Genomic DNA, 18,209 nt, shown 5'->3' with positions numbered 1-18,209 from the left:
GCGTAGAGATTTTCCGTTTAGAAAGATGTGCGTGACACCGAAATCGCTCGTGCGTCAGGTTTCTGTCGAAAAGTTCATTCACTGTCCGCCTTATCTAAGTTCAACAGTGCTTCGCGTTTTTTGGCGGAGGCGGCTTCTGCCCATATCAAAAGGCTGTCGAGGGCGGGGCAGAGGGATTGACCCCAGTCGGTGAGGCGGTATTCCACGCGGGGCGGCACTTCGGGATGGACGGTGCGGGTGACGACTTCATCCTTTTCCAGTTGGCGCAATTGCTGGATGAGCATTTTTTGCGAGATGCCGGGGATAGCGCGCTCGAGTTCGGAAAAGCGCAGGGTCTTGCCGCCGAAGAGCTGGAAGAGGATGACGAGTTTCCATCTGCCGCCGATGACCTGCAGCACATTTTCGATGCCTCTCGCTGCAAGCTCCGCCGTGTAGTCGGGCCGCTTACCTGGAGGTCTGTCAGTTACCTTTTCGTGCGTTCTTGTCATGTTCTAAGCCTAGCGGCATGTATGAGACCCGGCAATCTTTCACGCCGCGCTTGAGAAAAGGAAGACATGTCATGACGATTATGCTCCCCAAACCCGTTGCCGATTATATGGCGGCTAGCGCCCGGCTGGATGCGGACGCCATTCTTGCGCCCTTCGCGGCGGATGCGGAGGTTTTTGACGAGAACCGGACGCATCGCGGGCGTGAAGAAATCAGGGCATGGATTCTCAGCGCGGCGATCGCCGCCAAGGCGGTGCCGCTGCCTCGGGCCGTCGTTGATGCCGAAGACAGTGATTGCCGCGTGCGGGCGGAGGTGGCGGGTGATTTTCCCGGTGCGCCGATCATGCTGACGTTCGATTTCGGGCTGAAGGGCGGGCAAATTCAGTCGCTGCGCATTTCACCCTGAGAAGGTAGGCGCTGAAATGAGCGGGTTCCGCGCCTTTTAGCCGGGCGCGGTTGCTCTTGCGTCCCGCTGCCCGAGGTTTCAAGATGGTTTCCCAACAAGCCTTGAGACCTTGGCCTGGGAGGCTGATATGGCAGGTGAGCGGCAGCGCTTTGGGGCCATTCCGGCGGCGGCGGAGGAGGCCGTCCGTTCCGGGAACGATCTTCCGAACGGCAGCGGGGACTTAGCCTCTGCTGCCGGGACGGGGCATGGCCCGCAGGCTCACGAAGCACGCTTTTCCCACAAACCCACCTGGGCGCAGACGCGCTATCTCATTCGCGGGCTGAAACAGCCGGGCGGTAAGCTGCCTTTGTTCGACGATGAAGGGCAGGAGATCGACATTCGCACCATCCGCTCCTGCATCGAGCGGGGCTGGGCGGAGCCCTGGTTCAAGAACCCGATCAAGAAAGATTGGCTTGTCTGCAAGCTGACGGCGGAAGGCTACAAAGTGCTGGGCGCGGAGAAACCGAAAGCCTGACAATTTTCCTGCTGCATGGAATGCGTGCGGAAAAGCATCCTAACAATCTGAGACTTGAAGTGTGGCAGCGCGCCTTGGCGCGCGGTGCTTCCTTCGTCGGTGCCCCGCAAACGAAAGCCCCCGGCGTGGGGGGGCGCCGGGGGCACTACGAGGGGTTCTTGACGATTCACGAGGCTGTTGGTGCCCCGTTTGTTATTTTTACCAAGCCTTAACTTTAGGCGCAAGTTAAAAACGACCGTTTGTTAATAATGATTAACTATTTTCGACAGTAAATAACGCCATTCGTAAACAAATCGAGATTTAATTGTTTAAAGTTTTAAGGGGAATTAAGCGTTTTTTAAACTGTGCCAAAACGATTGGGGCTAAGTATTTAGAAGGCATTGCGCGATAGAGTGAGCTACAGGCACATTATTCGTGTTCGGATTTGTGCCTGGGCAGCTTGGGTGACTTGGGTAGCCCGGGTGGTTTGGGCAGTAAGTGGCGTTTGTGAAGGGCTTCGGTATGAAGGATATGTCTATCGCCAGTGAGGCTGAGGCTTTGGCAGGCCTGAACGGGTTTTCCGGCGAAGCGGGGCGGCCGGTCGATCTGGTTCATCTTTCCCGCTACACGATGGGCGACCGCAATCTGGAATCGGAGCTGTTGGGTCTTTTCCGCCAGCAGGCCCGGGTTTATGTGAGCCGGATGCGGGATGCGGAGAGTGATCAGGACTGGCACCGCGCGGCGCACAGTCTGAAGGGCTCGGCCAAGGCGGTCGGCGCGTGGGCGGTGGCCTCGGTCTGCGAAGAGGCGGAGAGCCTTGGCGCAGGCGCGCAGGACGCCCGTCTCAAAGCGATCGGCGAGATCGAAGCTCAGCTCGATACGGCGACGGCCTATATCGATTTGCTTCTCGCCAGCTAAATCTCAAAGCTCCAGGCGCATGACCGCTTCTTCGGCCAGCGCGAGGGAGGCGGTGATGCCGGGGCTTTCGATCCCGAAGAGATTGAGCAATCCTTCGAGCCCGTGATCGGCGGGGCCGGAGAGGAGAAAGTCGCGCGCCGGCTCGCCCGGCGCCTGGATTTTCGGCCGGATGCCGGCATAGCCCGGCTGCAGCGCGCCGTCTTCCAGCCCCGGCCAATAGGCGCGGATGGCGCCGTAAAAACGCTCCCCCCGCGCCGCATCCACCGCATAATCGGGGCCTTCCACCCATTCCACATCCGGCCCGAAACGGGCCTGGCCGCCCATATCGAGGGTGAGGTGAATGCCAAGGCCCGCTGCCTCCGGCACCGGATAGATGAGCCGGGAGAAAGGCGCTTTGCCCGATAGCGTGAAGTAATTGCCCTTGGCGTAATAGGCCGGGGGCACATGGGCTGCGTCCAGCCCTTCGATCTTGCGGGCAAGGTCCGGCGCGCTGAAACCTGCCGCATTGACGAGGCAGCGGGCTTTAAGGCGCATGGGCGCCGCGCCGCCCACCTCCAGCCCATAGCCATCGTTCAGCCGGGCGGCCTTTAAGAGCGGCGCGCCGAAGGCGATCATGCCGCCCCTGTCTTCCAGGTCCCCCTGCAAGGCCAGCATGTAGCCATGGGTGTCCAAAATGCCGGTGGAGGGGGATAGGAGCGCCGCCTTACAGGCAAGCGCCGGTTCCAGGGCCTGCGCCTGGCGGGCGGTGAGGCTTTCAAGATCGGTGACACCGTTTGCCGCCGCCTTTTGCCGGATGGCGGCAAGTTCGCCTTCCTGTTCTTTGCCGGCGGCGGCGATGAGCTTGCCGCAGCGCCGGTGGGCGATGCTGCGTTCGGCCAGATAGCGGTAAAGGCGCTCCTTCCCTTCCACGCAGGTACGCGCCTTCAGGCTGCCTTCGGGGTAATAGATCCCGGCATGGATGACTTCGGAATTATGGGAGGAGGTTTCGGTGCCGATCTGCCCGGCCTTTTCCAGTACGATCACCTCACGGCCCTTCAGGGCAAGCGCGCGGGCAACGGCCAGCCCGATAACGCCCGCGCCGATGACCACGCAGTCCGCTTCGCTTTCATATGAGGGGGGCGTCATGGGCCGAACCGTTGTTGTTTGTGAACCGCGCCCGTTTTAACCGGCCTGCGGCGAAATGACCATAAAGGCCGAGGGGCCGCGCCCGAAGGGCGGGGAAAAGTGGCTGGACGCTGGGCAAAGAGGCGTGATAAGCCCCTCAGCGAACAAGGTGCTGGCAGGCTTCCCCGAGCGCGTGGCTCAAGGGGAAGGCCTTGAAAAGGCGAGCCGGCGTCAATTATGTAAGAGGGGCTGCGGTCAGGGAGGCGGCGGCAACTCTTCCGGCATCAAAGACGGCGATAAAAAGACAATGGCAAAGATCACCTTTATCGAACATGACGGCACCAAACATACGGTCGAGGCCGAAAACGGCATGACCGTGATGGAAGCGGCCGTAAAGAACTCCGTTCCCGGCATCGATGCCGATTGCGGCGGCGCCTGCGCCTGCGCGACCTGCCATGTTTATGTGGGCAAGGACTGGCTGGACAAGACGGGCACGGCCGAGCAGATGGAAGAAGACATGCTCGACTTCGCCTTCGACGTGCGCGACAACAGCCGCCTGTCCTGCCAGATCAAGGTCACGGACGAAATCGACGGCCTCGTCGTCGACCTGCCCGAAAAGCAGTTTTAAGCTTTTTTAACTCTGGTTCTTAAGGAAACCCGCCTTTCCGGAGGCGGGTTTCAAGACATCGTTAACCATATCCGGCTCTAATACGGGAGAGATTCTCTATGAGGAAACCTCCCGCTTATGTCTGCTGCCACCGGAAAAATTCTCGTTACCGGCGCTGACGGTTTTATCGGCTCGCATCTGGTCGAGAACCTGGTGCGCGCCGGCTATGACGTGCGCGCCTTCGTTTTTTATAATTCGCTGAGCAGCTGGGGCTGGCTCGACAGGGCCGCGCCGGACGTGCGCGGCCAGTTCGAGGTTTTTGCGGGCGATATCCGTGATCCTTTCGTGGTGGAAGAAGCGATGCGCGGCTGCGCGCGGGTGGCGCATCTGGCCTCCCTCATCGCCATTCCCTATTCCTATGTCGCCCCGTCCTCCTATGTCGAAACCAATATCACCGGCACGCTGAATGTGGTGCAGGCGGCCCGCTCGCTCGGGGTGGAGCGGGTGGTGCAAACCTCAACCTCGGAAACCTATGGCACGGCGCAGAGCGTTCCGATTACGGAAGAGCATCCGCTTGTCGGCCAGTCGCCTTATGCCGCCTCCAAAATCGGCGCCGATCAAATGGCGCTTTCCTATTACCTTTCCTTCGGCACGCCCGTGACCGTGATCCGGCCTTTCAACACGTTCGGCCCGCGCCAATCGGCCCGCGCGGTTATTCCGACCGTGATCTCGCAGATCGCCGCCGGTAAACGTGAAATCCAGCTCGGCAACCAATCGCCGACGCGGGACTTTTCCTATGTGGCGGACACGGTGCGGGGCTTTCGCATGATGCTGGAAAGCGATGCCGCGCTCGGCGAAGTGGTCAATCTCGGCACCGGCTTTGAAATCAGCATTGGCGATACGGTGCGCCTGATCGGCGAGCTGATGCAGCAGGACATCAAGGTCGTGACGGATGAAAGCCGTCTGCGCCCGTCGGCAAGCGAAGTGGAGCGGCTTTGCGCGGATAACAGCAAGGCCAAGCGCCTCATCGGCTGGGAACCGCAATTTGCCGGTATCGACGGGCTGCGCCACGGTCTTTCCGAAACGATCTCCTGGTTCTCCGATCCTGCCAATCTGGAAGCCTATAAGCATGAGCGCTACAACATCTGAATGAGGAGGCGCGCGGTGACGGCAGCGCAGCGGCGCATTGCGGTGGTAACGGGCTCGCGGGCGGAATATGGCATTCTGCACCGCCTGATCGGCCTGTTGCATCGCGATCCGGCCATAGAGCTGCAGCTCATCGTTACCGGCACGCATCTGTCGGCGCGCCATGGCATGACCTTGCGCGAGATCGAGGCGGACGGTTTTCCCATCGCCGCGAAAGTGGATATGGAGATCGGCGCCGACGATGCCGCAGGTCTTGCCGAGGCGATGGGCCGCGGGCTTGGCGGGCTCGGGCGCGCGTTCGAGCCATTGAAGCCCGATATCGTTGTGGTGCTGGGGGACAGATACGAAATTCTGGCCGCCGCGGAAGCGGCTATGCTCGCGCGCCTTCCCATTGCCCATATTCATGGCGGAGAGGCAAGCGAGGGACAGATCGACGAAGCGATCCGCCATGCGCTCACCAAGATGGCCCATTATCATTTCGTTGCTGCCGAGCCTTACCGGCGCCGGGTCATTCAGATGGGCGAAGACCCTTCGCGTGTTTTCAATGTCGGCGCGCCGGGCCTTGATCCCCTGACGGAAGAGCCAGCCGAAGATGCAGCGGACCTGCAGGACATTCTTGCCGGGCTTGGTGTGCCGGGGGCAGGCGGGCCGCTTTTTCTTGTAACGTATCACCCTGTGACGCTGGCAGGCGAGGCCGGGGAAGCGGCGGTGCAGCTTCTCGCCGCGCTCGATGCCTTTCCCGAGGCCCGGATCATTTTTACCGGCACCAATGCGGATACGGCCGGAGAAGGAATTGCCCGGCTTATCGAAGCTTATGCCGTGCGTCATGCGCCGCGCACCGTGTGTGTGCAATCGCTCGGGCGGCGGCGCTACGGCACGGTGCTGCGCGCGGCGGATGCCGTGATCGGCAATTCATCTAGCGGTATCATTGAGGCGCCGGCAGTGGGTACGCCCACGGTCAATATCGGTCCGCGCCAGCAGGGGCGGCTGCGCGCGCCTTGCGTGATCGATTGTGAGGCGGAAGCCGGCGCGATTGCCGCGGCAATCCGTGAGGCGTTATCGGAAGACATGCAAGTTCGGGCAAAGCGCTGCGAAACACCTTATGGGCGGGGCGGGGCCTCGCAGCGGATTTATGAAAAACTGCGCGATCTGCCGCTGGAAAACGTACTGATGAAACGTTTTTACGAGCTTGAGGTGACGGCATGAGCAAGCCGCCCTATGTCGAGATCATCGCCGAGGCGGGCGTGAACCATAACGGGTCGCTCGAGCGGGCGCTTAAACTTGTTGATGTCGCCGCGGATGCCGGGGCCGATGTCATCAAGTTTCAAACCTTCAGCGCCGATGCGATTGCCACGAAAGCCGCGCCCAAAGCCGCCTATCAGAAGCTGGAAACCGGCAAGGCACAAAGCCAGTACGAGATGCTAAAGGCGCTGGAGCTGGATGAAGCGGCGCACCGGACCCTCATAACGCGCTGTGCGGAGCGCGGCATCGAGTTTTTGTCGACGCCGTTCGATTTTCCAAGCCTCGATTTACTAGCAAACCGGCTTGAGCTGGCGCGGCTTAAAATCGGCTCGGGCGAGTTGACCAATGCGCCGCTCCTTCTGGCCATTGCGCGCACCCGCCGCCCCGTCATTCTTTCCACCGGCATGGCGCGGCTGGAGGAGATCGAGGCGGCGCTCGGCGTCCTCGCTTTCGGGTATGGGGAAGGCGGCGTGCCTTCCAAAAGCGCGTTTCAGGCGGCTTATAAAAGCGGGGCAGGGCAGCGCGCCTTACGGGCCAATGTGACGCTGCTTCATTGCACCAGCGCCTATCCTGCGCCGGATGGTGAGATCAACTTGAAAGCCATGGACACGTTGAGGCAAAAATTCGGCCTGCCGGTGGGCTTTTCCGATCACAGTGTCGGTATCGATATTCCCATTGCTGCTGCAGCGCTCGGCGCCGCCATGATCGAGAAACATTTCACGCTCGACAAAACCTTGCCAGGGCCAGACCATAAAGCCTCCATCGAGCCGGACGGCTTGCGCGCGCTTGTCAGCGGCGTGCGCCGGGTAAGCGCGGCGCTTGGCGATGGCATCAAAGAGCCGCGCGGCGTTGAAACGGAGACCGCCGATGTGGCGCGCAAGAGCCTTGTGGCGGCGCGGCCCATTGCCAAGGGTGAGCTTTTTACGGAAGAAAATTTGACGGTAAAGCGGCCCGGCACGGGGCTTTCACCGCTCGCGTTCTGGTCGCTACTTGGCAAGCCGGCGCCGCGCGCTTTTGCGCCGGACGAGCTTATTGGGCTGTGAGGACAAATGGCCGATTGGAAAAAAGCCGCATTGCCTGAAAGCGCGACGATCCGCGAGGCGATTGCTTCGCTCGATCGAAGCGCTTTGCAGATCGTGCTTATCGTGGATGGGGAGAGCCATCTGAAAGGCACGATAACGGACGGCGATATCCGCCGCGCGCTTTTGCGCGGGGAGGGGATGGAAGCGCCCGTCACCAAGGCGATGAAGGAGAACCCCATCACCGCCGGGCCGGAGATCGACCGGGCGACCGTCCTTAAATGGATGAAGCAGTTCGGTATTGCGCAAGTGCCGGTGGTGGATCATGGCGGGCATATTGTCGGGCTTGAAACGCTTAATCAGCTGGTGCGTCAGCAGGACAGCGGCAACTGGGTGGTGATCATGGCGGGCGGGCTCGGCACCCGGCTGCGGCCTTTGACCGAGGATCTGCCCAAACCGCTTATCCCCGTCGGCGGCAAGCCAGTGCTGGAAGGCATTATCGAGCGCCTTGCCGAGCAAGGTTTCAAGCGGCTCTTCCTTTCCGTCAATTATCAGTCGGAAAAAGTGGAAGACTATTTCAAGGACGGGTCGAAATGGGGCGTTGAGATTACTTATCTCGAAGAAAATAAGCGCCTCGGCACGGCAGGCGCGTTGCATCTTCTGCCCGAGCGGCCGGTGGAACCTTTCCTCGTCATGAATGCCGATCTCATGACGGATATCGACTTCCGGCGTCTTATCGATTTTCACAACGAACAGGAAGCTGATGCCACGATGGGCGTGCGCGATTACCGTTTGCAGGTGCCTTACGGGGTGATCGACACGCGCGGGCACCGCATCACCGGCATTGTGGAAAAGCCGGTGCAAAGCTATTTCGTCAATGGCGGTATTTATGCGCTTTCGCCTTCCGTCCTTTCTTATGTGCCGGAAGATGAAATGTATGACATGCCCGAGCTTTTCGAGGCGCTGATCAAGGATGGCGGTCTTGCCGCCGCCTTCCCGATCCATGAATACTGGATCGATATCGGCCGCTTTGAAGATCTCGACAAGGCGCAGGAAGAATATGGCGCGGTCTTCGGCAAGGACGGCGCTGTGAAAGGTAAAATGCTGTGAGGCGGATCTGCACCATTCTGGCGCGGGGCGGCTCGAAGGGCGTGCCGGGAAAGAATATCCGCCCGCTCGGCGGCAAGCCGCTGATCGCGCATTCTATTGTCCAGGCGCTGGCGAGCGGGCTCTTCGAGACGGTGGCTGTTTCAAGCGACGATGAAGCGATTTTGCGCGCCGCTGAAGAAGCGGGAGCGGACGAGCTGGTCTTGCGGCCCGCTGACCTTGCCAGCGATACGGCGCCCAAGCTTCCGGCTATTCTCCACTGCGTCGAAGAAGTGGAAAAGCGGCATGGGCATTCCGATGTGGTGGTGGACTTGCAGCCGACCGCGCCTTTGCGGGAACCTTCCGATATTCAAGGCGCAGTGGCGCTTCTGGAGGAAAGCGGCGCCCCCAATGTCATCACCGGTTCGCCTGCCAAATGCTCGCCTTACTTTTCTTTGGTGGAAGAGAGGGCGGATGGAACCGTGGGACTTTCCAAGCCGGTCGATCCGCCGCTTGCCCGCCGTCAGGACGCGCCGCGCACCTTCGATATGAACGGCTCTGTCTATGTCTGGCGCCGGGAGGTGCTCACCGCCGATATGAAGCTTTTCCAGCCGGGCACGCGCCTTTACGAGATGCCAGAAGAGCGCTCCGTCGATATCGACACGGCGCTCGATTTTGAATTTGCAGCGTTTTTAATGGGGCGTCGCCGAGCCTGACCGGTTATTTGCCAAGCACCCGCTGGGTCCATTCATTCGCCGGGGCGCCACTTTCTTTCGGCAAATGGTTCGTATCGAGGCGGGGAAGGCGTAGCGCGTTTTCTGGTGTGATTTCGGCCAGACCTACCTTGGTTGTAAGCGCGGCGGCGCAGCCGAGTTCTTTCAGAACGGCTTCCGTTGCCTCGTTGTAGTCGCCGTAAGGATAGCAGAAAGTGAAATCCTTCCGGGATGCGCCGATCACGTCGAGCAGACGCATCGAGTTTTCGATATCGCGGCGCTGGTCCTCCGGCGTAAGACGCGAGAGCCAGTAATGGCGGTCGCCGTGAGAGCCGATATGGTGACCGGCCTCGCGCATTTCGCTGAGCTCTGCGGCGTTACAGTAAAGGCTCTCGGCAAAGTCTTTTTCATCCGCGCTGACGAATTTAGCGAAAAGCCGGTCGGTCAGGCGGCTGCGGATTTCTTCGGGCAAGGCGTGTTGTAACAGGCGTTTGATGTAAATAGTTTCGGCGTCGTCATAACCGAAAGGCTTTTCATATTCCGCCGAAAGCGCAGTGAGGGAGGGAAGGGCGGTGCGCTCCGCTTCTTCCTCGATCCACGCGTCGAGCGTTTGCCTCAGCATGCCGGTATCCGGCGCAGCGGCGAGAATGAAATGCACTTTGTTGACGTCGAGAATTTCCCGGTCGAGAGCTGTCGCGGCCGGCGGGTAGAAAGCGCCTTTAAACCCGCGTTTTTCCAGCCGAGGAAAAACTTCTTCATAGTGATCTCGGTACCCGTCATCGAAACTGAGCATGATGGCCCGCTCGGGTAGCTCAGTCTCTCCTTTGAGAGCACCCAGCACGTCTTCCATCGTCACCGGCTCATAATAATGCGCCAGATAGTCGAGCTGCGCATCGAAAAGCGCCGTATCGAGCCCCTTGATCCGGGGGTAGGCGCTTTGTGCCAGCGGACGCACATAATGATACATGACGATGGTGAGCATGGGCGTGATTATGTTCGCTGAAGTATCAGGTGCCAGCGGCTCATGCGGGTGCCGTTCAGTACATCGTCCCGGTGAGTAAGCGCTTGTTCGACTATTTTGAAGCGTCCTTCAAAAAGGAGATCGATTTTTCTCTGGTCGAAATAGGATTGAACAGTGTCTTTCTCGTGCTCGCTTTCGACCGTTTCCTCGATTGCATTGCCGGCAACGAGATCGCAATAGAATAGCCCGCCCTTTATCATGACCCGGGCAAGGTCTTCGATCCCTGCGCGGGCAATCTCCGTCGGCATACTATCGAAAACCCCGTGTGAAAGGGCGACCTGGAAGTAGTCCTCAGGCCAGGGCAAGTGCCGTACGTCGCCTTGTAAAATCTGCTCATCGGTTTTCTCCATGCCTTCCCGTTTCAGCCAGTCACGGGCAAGGTCGATGGCTTTCGATGATAAATCGATCCCGTATGTGTCGAAGCTCATTTGATGAGAAAGAAGCAGATGGCGGCCAATGCCGCATCCCACATCAAGGAGCCTCGCACCTTTCGCGCCCGGCATCATGTCTTTGTAGCTGTCGAGGCCTGTGCGGCGGCGCACATGACGGGCGAGAAAGCGGATAATTTCCTCATGCGGGTAGAAAACGAAATTCTGCCCTTTTGCATATGCAGTCTCCCAAGCCCCTTGTCGGGTCGCTTTTTCAGTTGAGGTGTTCATGCGTGGCCAGCTCCATGCGGGAAGGGGAAGACGGGTCGTTCAGGTTGGGGCGATCTTGATCGCCGTCCCCTTTGCATAAGGTCGGGGGAATATTTTTTGGATTGAGAATGGCGTAAGGGATCGGCCTGTTGTCGGGAACGAAGGGTTCGAAATGGTTGGGGACGGTGGCGCCTGTGGCCGCCACATCCATGAAGCCCGTTGCGTTCATGTATTCGGCTTCGACGCCGTGGCAGAAGAAGTCGGCATATTCCACGCCTTCGCTATGCATCAGTTCTTGAAGGGCGGGGGCAATCCCGGCAAAGAGGGTCTGCGGCCCCGACATGTCGACAAGCCGGAAGGCCTTGGCGTTCTCAGCCTCCGCGATGCGCAGAACGATGAGCCCCTCGGGAACCCCGTCCTGCTCAACGCCGTAAATGCGATACTCATAGCGCGGGTGCTGTGCATAGCGGGCACTTATATAAAACCCCGATTTACGCCCGCTTGCGTAAAGGGGAAAATCGTTTTCCGAAAGGCACCGGAGGATCTTGTTCCCAGTAGCGGCAGGCAAATGAACGCCAGCCGGTAATTTCAGAAGACGGTAAGCGCTCATCTGCCAATTGGGCAGGACCCAGTGATCCATGAGGCCGGTCTTGAAGCCCAATCTTTCATAGAGCCGCGCGACATCTGCGTTGAGCCCTAACGTGACAAGCGCGCCGTGGGGTACGTTCTTGCGCAGGTGAGCCAGAAGCGCGGTACCCAGAGCGGGCGGGGCGCCGTCCTTCGTGCGCCAGCCGGCGAGCGCGATTACCTGTTCTTCAGGGCGTGTATCGGTATCGAAGCGGCTGTCGGGGATGAATCCGAGAAAACCCAGAAGCTCATCGCCCTTTTCTGCGATGACGATATTGAGCTTGTTACCGTCTTGGTATTGCCAAGAGAAAAGCTCCGTGTCCCGGCTCATGATGTGGCCGGCGATCCAATGCTCATGCCAGAAGAGCATGATGCGGTCCCGGTCGCCCGGCTCGGCAAAGCGAATGGTAAGCGCACTCATAACCGGGTCTCCGTAAGGAGTTTCTCAGCTTCGCCCTCTTGAAAAGAAAAACCTATGGTGCTGGGCACCGCGTAAGGCGTTCCCATGTCCCAGGTGAAGACCCTGCCGGCTTCTTCCTGAAAACCAGCGTCCTTTTGGAAGAATTCAAGGCAGGGCGTGTTGCGTTCGGTTTCCAGGAGTTTGGCTTCAAGTTTTACTGCCCCACTGGCCCTTGCCCGCGTATAGGCATGGGCGAGCAAAACATTTTCCACCTGCCGGCCGATCACACGGCAGCTCATGACGAAATCGGTGATGAGCGCGGTTTCGGCTAAAACCTCAAGACCCAGCAAACCGGTCAGGCCGGTATCGCCAAACTTGTCGGCGACACGGAAGGTCCAGAACTCGCGGCCCGGCTCATTAAGCCAGGCTTTGAGCTCTTCTTCTGAAAGCCGCCGGGTCGTTAGATTCATCTGGTTGGTTTTGTTGAGCAGCTGCACGGCGCGCTGCATGTCCGTGCCATTCAGGGGCGATGCGGTGACCTGCATTTCCAGTGAGCGCAGCCAGTCTTCCCGGCTCTCCATTTGTCCGGCCGTTTTCACGGCGTCCTGATTGCGCGCGCGTTCGGCTTGATACATGCGCGAGCGGGCCCGGTCTTCATCACTAAGCGCCGCGCGGTCGAAAAGATCGAGATTGCGGATCAATCCTGGCCACTGAGTTTTGTCGGCGGGCAGGTCGGGTACGAAAACCTGCGGGAAGGTTTGCCGGATGCGGTCCCGCTCCACGGGGTTGTCGTCGATGAAAACGGCGCTCTCCAGTCCGAGACGCAGTTCGGAAAGGAGGCTCTGCAGATTGGCGGCTTTATCGTTCCAGTCGATGCGCCAGCCGGCAAAATCGCTTTCCTTCAAAATCATTTCCGGATGGGAGGCGAGGGCTTCAAGCGCGTTCTGCTCATCGTTCTTGGACAGAATGGCGAGCTGCACGCCCGTATTCGACCAGGCTTTCAAGGCGCGTTGAATGTCCTGGTGCATCTCACCGATATAGTCGTGGCCGCCCAGGCGCAGTTTTTCCCAGCCGACTTCCCCCAGAATGCCGCCCCAAAGCGTGTCGTCGAGATCGGTAAGGATGATCTTGCGCGCCTCACCCCTTTGCGCGCGCCGGGTGGCGGTAAGGTCGGTGATTGCGGCACGGAATACGCCGTCACTGAAAGGAATTTTCGCAACATACCAATGCTTGGGCTGATAGGCCTGAGGGCCTGCCGCAGCGAGCCAGCGCTCGGCATCTAGAAGCAGGACGCTGCTGCCTGCCAGCGTGTCGGCGAGCGTCAGGTTCATCTGCATGAGAAGGCGTTTCAGCCCTGCCTCATGGGTCAGCTCCAGCGGGCCAAGGCCGCGTCCCGGCAGGGCAGGCACAAGACTTGCCGCGAGCAAGGCCGGGCGGCCTTCTGCGTGGCGGCACAGGCGGCGGCCAAAAGCTGCGGCATCTTCGCAGACTTGCGCAGGATCTACGTCTTCCATGCGCTGGGCGGCAGCAAAAGCAGGGCTGACCGCTTCGGCTGTTGCCCAGAAAAATGCCGGTCCTTTTTGCGTCTCTGTTTCTATCGCATCCAGAGGCTCACTTACCGCAGGCAGTCCTGCAGCCGTGGCAAGGCGCGCCAGCGTGCCGCCGGTAAAGGATGTGTAGAAGGTGAGGGCTGGCGTCTGGGTCATCAGGTTCCGGGCGTTTGCGTCAGGCGGCCAGCTGTTCGCTCAGCCAGAATGCAAGATCGTTGACAGTCAAGGAATGGTCTGGGTCGAGAAGAAAGGGCGCGCCGAAAAGATCGATGCTCGCGCCGGCTTCTGCGCTCGCGCGGGCTTCGATCTCAAAAAAGAGTGTGGTCAGGGTCAGGGAGTCGAGCTGGCTTTCGGCGCCCGTCAGAACGGTGCCGGGTGCGGCGGAAATCTGCTTTTCCGGCGCCAGGGTGGCGTTCACCTGCGCAATGGCATTTTCCAGTAGTGCCAGAAGGGCGTCGCGCTGCATCTCACTCTCCCATGATACCCATCCTAACTGGGTAACGGAGAGGCGTTAAACTTTGGTTTACGCTAATGAACCCTTACTCGGCGGCCGACTTCTTATCGAAAACCTCGTATTCGTGCTCGATGCTCTTTTCGATGAGAAGCCGCCAGAGGGGTTCGGCGATGGCGCCGGAGAGGCCGGCTTTTTCGGCCTCGGCCAGGACCTTTTGGACGACATCCTCGATGCGGGCCTGGTCGCGCACGGCGCTGCGCTGGCCTTTGATGCGGCCGGCCTGTTCGATATAACCCTGCCGCTCGGCCAGCAGTTTCACCAGCTCGCGGTCCAACCGGTCGATTTCACGGCGTACATCGGACATGGTTTCGCAGTGCACGGCCACCGGGTCCTCCTTGGGGTCAATCGGGGGGCAAATCGGTCTATCTAGGGGCAAGATAGGCATCGGGCCGGGAAAGTCACCCTGAAATCGCCGGAAAACCGGTGTGGCAGATGCGCCCGTCGCCGAAGGGCGGGTGGCGGAAGAGGCCCGGTAAGGCAGAAATACCGCCTTAATAAACACACATATAGTGTGAATTGTCAATTTTCACACTTGAATTTTGAATTTGAATGATTATTACAACAGGAGTTTGTTCTTTACCTCACAGGCCAGCCTTGCTAATTGGGCGCCGGGTGCGACACAGATGGACGGCATTTTATGACCCAGGAAACGATCAAGACGGACGTTGTCATCATCGGCGCAGGCCCTGTGGGGCTTTTCGCGGTGTTTGAGTTGGGCCTTTTGGACCTGAAGGCGCACCTTATCGATATTCTCGACAAGCCGGGCGGGCAATGCGCGGAGCTTTATCCGGAAAAGCCGATTTACGACATTCCGGGCCTGCCGCAAGTGTCTGGCCAGGAATTGACGGACCGGCTGATGGAGCAGGCCGCCCCCTTCGATCCGACCTATCACTATAATGAGATGGTCGAGAGCATGGAGAAGACCGGGGAAGGCCATTGGCGTCTGAAGACCGATGGCGGGCTCGTCTTCGAAGCGCCGGTCGTCGTCATCGCCGCGGGCGGGGGCAGCTTCCAGCCGAAGAAGCCGCCGATCCCGGGCATCGAGGAATATGAAGGCACGTCGGTCTTCTATGCCGTCAAAAAGATGGAAAATTTCCGCGGCAAAAACATCCTGATCTCCGGCGGCGGCGACAGCGCGCTCGACTGGACGATCAACCTGCAGCCGCTGGCCAATTCCATGCAGCTCATTCACCGCCGGGACGGCTTCCGCGCCGCGCCGGATTCGGTGAACAAGATGCGCGCTCTGGTGGACGAGCAGAAGATGAAATTTCATCTCGGCCAGATCACTGAGCTTCACGGTGCCAACGGGCAGCTGGAAGGGGTGACGGTGAAGGGCAAGGACGGCGATTTCAACGTCGAATGCGACACGCTGCTTCCCTTCTTCGGGCTCACCATGAAGCTCGGTCCCATCGCCAATTGGGGGCTCAACCTGCATGAGAACCTGATCCCGGTGGATACGGAGAAATTCGCCACCAACGAGCCCGGCATCTATGCCATCGGCGATATCAACTGGTATCCGGGCAAGCTGAAACTGATCCTTTCCGGTTTCCATGAAGCCGCTTTGATGGCGCAGGCTGCCTTCAAGCACATCAATCCGGAAGCCAAGATCACGTTCCAGTACACGACCTCGTCGACGAGCCTGCAGAAGAAGCTCGGCGTCGCCTGATCTTTCTCCTTAGCAAGGAGCGGACACATGAAAATCATCGTCGCTGACAGCGGCGGGGTCGAGCACGCGCTCGACGCCGTGGAAGGATGGCGTGTGATGGAAATCATCCGCGCCCATGGTTTCGGCCTTGAGGCGGAATGCGGCGGCTCCTGCGTCTGCGGCACCTGCCAGGTGCATGTGGACCCGGCCTGGGCCGCCCGGCTGCACGAGCCGCGCGAGGACGAGCTGGAACGGCTGGACGAGAATTTCGCCGAGCCGGACGAGCGCCTGTCCTGCCAGCTCATCTTTACCGAGGAGCTCGACGGGCTGCGTCTCGTTCTTCCGGAAAATGTGAAGGCCCCGGAGCCCGCCTAACGGGGTTTGGCCCCGGCTTTCCTCGCCTTCAGCGGCGTGCCTTGCTATGAAAGGGCGCTGTTTTGTGAGAGGAAAGATGCAGATTGCCGATGGAGTTCCGGCCCGCTTTCGCGCGGGCTATTTCCCATTCCTGAAAGACGAGGGTGCCGCGCCCGGCCTGCCCGCCGGGGCGGAGGCGCTTTTGGATGGCTTGCCTGCCGATCTTGAGCTGATCGATGCCCATGGCACGGACGCCTTGCCGCGCTCGGCCGCTGGCCGCGCCATGATGGAGGCGATGCGCCAGGTGCATGAGGCGGTGGGTCATACCGCGCGCGAGCCGGCCGTCTCTCCCCGTTTTGCCGCTTATGGCGCGCTGGCCGATCTTTGGGTTGCAGAAGAAAAAGCGGAAGGGGCGGTTTTCGAGGAAGGCCTGCTCCTTGCCGCAAAGCCGGGCAGCGCCTGGCAGGAGGAAGCGGCGGTCCATGCGCGTAAGGCAAGCGAACTTATGGCTCATACCGGCGCGTTCGGCGCTGCGCAATGCGCGGGCACCGGCGGCGGCCTGCCCAGCCTGGGGCTGGCCGATACCGTCTGCGTCCTTTCCAAAAACGCCGCTCTTGCCGCTTATGCCAGCGCTTATATCGCCCACGGCGTGCAGGCGGAGGGGGTGAAAGCCAGCTATATGCAAGGCAAAGACCGGTTTTTGGGCGCTTATGAGGCGGTGCGGGAGGTGCCGGTCATGGAGCCCGATCTTATCTGGGAGGCGCTGTCGCGCGGTGTGCGCCTTGCCTCCACGCTCAAAAGCAAAGGCCTGTTGCGCGCTTGCGTGTTGACGTTGAAGGGGCGGGGCCGTCTTATTGGACCCATCGAAGGGGACCGGCTCCTGCGTTTCGGCGTCTCGCAGTGGCGATGAGCAGCCTTTAGCGGGATTTCCCTTCAGCCCCTGCGTGGTGGCAGGCTAAAGACCGAGAGGGAAGAGATATGGGCTTTTACGAAAAATATATCGTGCCGCGGATTATCAACGTGGCTTGCGGGACCAAACCTATCTCCCATCAGCGCCGCAAGGTCGTGCCGCAGGCGGAAGGCCGGATTCTGGAAATCGGCATCGGCACCGGCCTCAATCTGGAATATTACGACCCTTCCAAGGTCGAAAAGCTGATCGGGCTCGACCCTTCCGAGGAAAGCTGGCGCATTGCCGGCGACCGCGCCAAGGACCTGCCTTTCGATGTGGAGTTTATCGGCTTGCCGGGCGAGGAAATTCCGCTCGATGCCAATAGCGTCGATACCGTGCTCGTCACCTTCAGCCTCTGCACGATCCCCGAGCCTGAAAAGGCGCTCGAAGGAATGCGCCGGGTTTTGCGGCCGGGCGGCAAGATGATTTTCTGTGAGCATGGCGCGGCGCCAGATGCAGGCGTGCGCAAATGGCAGGACCGGGTCAACCCGGTCTGGAAGGCGGTTTGCGGGGGGTGCAATCTCAACCGCGAGATCCCGTCGATCATCGAAAGCTCGGGCTTCAAGATCGGCAAGCTGGAGACGATGTATCTGCCCTCGACGCCGAAGATCGCCGGCTTCAATTATTGGGGCGCGGCGGAGGCCCGCTAAGTCCTACCAATAGCGGTGCGGATAGGGCCTGCCATAATACCAGGGATCGTAGAAGAAGGGATGGCGGTTGGCTTGTTCGATCGCCTGAGCGCGGCGTTCTTCGGCGCGGATTTCGCGCAGCTTGAGCAGGCATTCGGAAAACTTTTCCGTGCCGCGTTCAAAGCCGAGCTGCGTGCATTCCTGTTCATCGGCGATGCGCTGTTCGGCGGCCATGCGCTCGCGTTCTTCTGCCGAGACGCAGGCGCCGAGGCTGAGCAGCGCGGCAAGTGAAACGATGAGGGGCCAGGTGCGCATCTTTCTCTCCTCGGCCTTAAAAACTGGTGCCCACGCCGATACCAACGCCGAAGGTCGGCGAAGAGTTCTGCTTGGCCCGTTCCTTGGCGCGGATTTCCCTTAGTTTCAGGCGGCAATTGCCGTAAGCCTCCGTGCCCGGTTCGAAGCCGAGTTCCTGGCAGTTCCGGTCGTCTTCCGCTTCGATGCGGGCGGCTTCAGCCCGTTTGTCCGCTTCGCTTGCGCAGGCGGTCAAAAGGCCCGCGCTGAGTGCCGCCGCGATGAACGCTTTGAACATGATTTTGCCCTCCGCCCATTATGGGTTGGATGGAAACAGCCTTACCAAGAGTTGAGGCGAAAATGTGGTGGGG

23 protein-coding genes are annotated in these 18,209 nt (G+C 60.0%); 13 read left to right on the top strand and 10 right to left on the bottom strand.

Going from position 1 to position 18,209, the window contains the following annotated elements; translation table 11 throughout:
• Positions 1-74 precede the first annotated feature (74 nt).
• Positions 75-488, bottom strand: coding sequence for a winged helix-turn-helix transcriptional regulator (locus tag M2A_RS06435; RefSeq protein ID WP_045444660.1), 414 nt, complete (start codon positions 486-488; stop codon positions 75-77).
• Between the two features lie 71 nt (positions 489-559).
• On the opposite strand from M2A_RS06435, the gene M2A_RS06430 reads away from it, so the two are divergent.
• From M2A_RS06430 to M2A_RS06415, 3 genes are all read left to right on the top strand, one after another.
• Entirely contained in the window at positions 560-892 is a 333-nt protein-coding gene (locus tag M2A_RS06430) for a nuclear transport factor 2 family protein (protein ID WP_045444657.1), read from the top strand.
• Between the two features lie 127 nt (positions 893-1,019).
• Entirely contained in the window at positions 1,020-1,406 is a 387-nt protein-coding gene (locus M2A_RS18145) for a hypothetical protein (protein ID WP_197052857.1), read from the top strand.
• A gap of 501 nt (positions 1,407-1,907) precedes the next feature.
• A complete protein-coding gene (locus M2A_RS06415; protein ID WP_045444651.1) occupies positions 1,908-2,303 on the top strand; it encodes an Hpt domain-containing protein in 396 nt (131 codons plus the stop codon).
• A 3-nt stretch (positions 2,304-2,306) separates the two neighbouring features.
• On the opposite strand, the gene M2A_RS06410 is transcribed toward M2A_RS06415, so the two are convergent.
• On the bottom strand, positions 2,307-3,428 hold the full coding sequence (locus M2A_RS06410) for an NAD(P)/FAD-dependent oxidoreductase (protein WP_045444648.1): 1,122 nt from the start codon (positions 3,426-3,428) through the stop codon (positions 2,307-2,309).
• A 286-nt stretch (positions 3,429-3,714) separates the two neighbouring features.
• Here M2A_RS06410 and M2A_RS06405 point away from each other — a divergent pair, with 286 nt between their 5' ends.
• From M2A_RS06405 to M2A_RS06380, 6 genes are all read left to right on the top strand, one after another.
• Positions 3,715-4,035, top strand: coding sequence for a 2Fe-2S iron-sulfur cluster-binding protein (locus M2A_RS06405; protein ID WP_045444904.1), 321 nt, complete (start codon positions 3,715-3,717; stop codon positions 4,033-4,035).
• A 117-nt stretch (positions 4,036-4,152) separates the two neighbouring features.
• Entirely contained in the window at positions 4,153-5,163 is a 1,011-nt protein-coding gene (locus tag M2A_RS06400; RefSeq protein ID WP_045444645.1) for an NAD-dependent 4,6-dehydratase LegB, read from the top strand.
• Positions 5,164-5,178: 15 nt separating this feature from the next.
• A complete protein-coding gene (gene neuC / locus M2A_RS06395; RefSeq protein WP_197052856.1) occupies positions 5,179-6,366 on the top strand; it encodes a UDP-N-acetylglucosamine 2-epimerase in 1,188 nt (395 codons plus the stop codon).
• On the top strand, positions 6,363-7,445 hold the full coding sequence (gene neuB, locus M2A_RS06390) for an N-acetylneuraminate synthase (RefSeq protein ID WP_045444639.1): 1,083 nt from the start codon (positions 6,363-6,365) through the stop codon (positions 7,443-7,445). Before neuC ends, neuB begins: the two co-directional genes overlap by 4 nt.
• 6 nt (positions 7,446-7,451) lie before the next feature.
• The gene (locus tag M2A_RS06385; protein ID WP_045444636.1) at positions 7,452-8,531 is read left to right on the top strand and encodes a nucleotidyltransferase family protein; all 1,080 of its coding nucleotides are present in this window, start codon (positions 7,452-7,454) and stop codon (positions 8,529-8,531) included.
• On the top strand, positions 8,528-9,223 hold the full coding sequence (locus M2A_RS06380) for an acylneuraminate cytidylyltransferase family protein (RefSeq protein ID WP_045444633.1): 696 nt from the start codon (positions 8,528-8,530) through the stop codon (positions 9,221-9,223). Before M2A_RS06385 ends, M2A_RS06380 begins: the two co-directional genes overlap by 4 nt.
• A gap of 4 nt (positions 9,224-9,227) precedes the next feature.
• Here M2A_RS06380 and M2A_RS06375 read toward each other — a convergent pair whose 3' ends face one another.
• The 6 genes from M2A_RS06375 to M2A_RS06350 all read right to left on the bottom strand — a co-directional run bounded on the left by M2A_RS06375 (position 9,228) and on the right by M2A_RS06350 (position 14,295).
• Positions 9,228-10,202 carry a polysaccharide deacetylase family protein gene (locus tag M2A_RS06375; protein WP_045444630.1) on the bottom strand — a complete coding sequence of 325 codons (975 nt, stop codon included), beginning with the start codon at positions 10,200-10,202 and terminating at the stop codon, positions 9,228-9,230.
• Between the two features lie 8 nt (positions 10,203-10,210).
• Positions 10,211-10,900 carry a class I SAM-dependent methyltransferase gene (locus M2A_RS06370; protein ID WP_045444627.1) on the bottom strand — a complete coding sequence of 230 codons (690 nt, stop codon included), beginning with the start codon at positions 10,898-10,900 and terminating at the stop codon, positions 10,211-10,213.
• Positions 10,884-11,927, bottom strand: coding sequence for a GNAT family N-acetyltransferase (locus M2A_RS06365; protein WP_045444624.1), 1,044 nt, complete (start codon positions 11,925-11,927; stop codon positions 10,884-10,886). Before M2A_RS06365 ends, M2A_RS06370 begins: the two co-directional genes overlap by 17 nt.
• Positions 11,924-13,612 carry an HAD-IIIC family phosphatase gene (locus M2A_RS06360; RefSeq protein ID WP_052379252.1) on the bottom strand — a complete coding sequence of 563 codons (1,689 nt, stop codon included), beginning with the start codon at positions 13,610-13,612 and terminating at the stop codon, positions 11,924-11,926. Before M2A_RS06360 ends, M2A_RS06365 begins: the two co-directional genes overlap by 4 nt.
• Positions 13,613-13,631: 19 nt before the next feature.
• Positions 13,632-13,922 (bottom strand): hypothetical protein, encoded by a 291-nt coding sequence (locus M2A_RS06355; protein WP_045444621.1) that lies wholly within the window; start codon positions 13,920-13,922, stop codon positions 13,632-13,634.
• A gap of 73 nt (positions 13,923-13,995) precedes the next feature.
• Positions 13,996-14,295, bottom strand: coding sequence for a chorismate mutase (locus M2A_RS06350; protein WP_244444395.1), 300 nt, complete (start codon positions 14,293-14,295; stop codon positions 13,996-13,998).
• 312 nt (positions 14,296-14,607) lie between these two features.
• Here M2A_RS06350 and M2A_RS06345 point away from each other — a divergent pair, with 312 nt between their 5' ends.
• From M2A_RS06345 to M2A_RS06330, 4 genes are all read left to right on the top strand, one after another.
• On the top strand, positions 14,608-15,636 hold the full coding sequence (locus M2A_RS06345; RefSeq protein ID WP_045444618.1) for an NAD(P)/FAD-dependent oxidoreductase: 1,029 nt from the start codon (positions 14,608-14,610) through the stop codon (positions 15,634-15,636).
• 27 nt (positions 15,637-15,663) lie between these two features.
• Positions 15,664-15,990: a 2Fe-2S iron-sulfur cluster-binding protein gene (locus M2A_RS06340; protein WP_045444615.1), complete on the top strand. Its 327-nt coding sequence runs from the start codon at positions 15,664-15,666 to the stop codon at positions 15,988-15,990.
• Between the two features lie 76 nt (positions 15,991-16,066).
• Positions 16,067-16,879, top strand: a complete 813-nt coding sequence (locus tag M2A_RS06335) for a hypothetical protein (RefSeq protein WP_045444612.1) — start codon at positions 16,067-16,069, stop codon at positions 16,877-16,879.
• A gap of 68 nt (positions 16,880-16,947) precedes the next feature.
• The gene (locus M2A_RS06330) at positions 16,948-17,568 is read left to right on the top strand and encodes a class I SAM-dependent methyltransferase (RefSeq protein WP_045444609.1); all 621 of its coding nucleotides are present in this window, start codon (positions 16,948-16,950) and stop codon (positions 17,566-17,568) included.
• Between the two features lie 3 nt (positions 17,569-17,571).
• On the opposite strand, the gene M2A_RS06325 is transcribed toward M2A_RS06330, so the two are convergent.
• Positions 17,572-17,862 (bottom strand): hypothetical protein, encoded by a 291-nt coding sequence (locus M2A_RS06325; protein ID WP_052379251.1) that lies wholly within the window; start codon positions 17,860-17,862, stop codon positions 17,572-17,574.
• A gap of 16 nt (positions 17,863-17,878) precedes the next feature.
• Entirely contained in the window at positions 17,879-18,136 is a 258-nt protein-coding gene (locus tag M2A_RS06320) for a hypothetical protein (RefSeq protein ID WP_045444606.1), read from the bottom strand.
• Between the last annotated feature and the right edge of the window lie 73 nt (positions 18,137-18,209).

Source organism: Tepidicaulis marinus (genome assembly GCF_000739695.1).
GTDB classification, from domain to species: domain Bacteria; phylum Pseudomonadota; class Alphaproteobacteria; order Parvibaculales; family Parvibaculaceae; genus Tepidicaulis; species Tepidicaulis marinus.
This window is presented reverse-complemented; position numbering and strand designations above follow the sequence as displayed.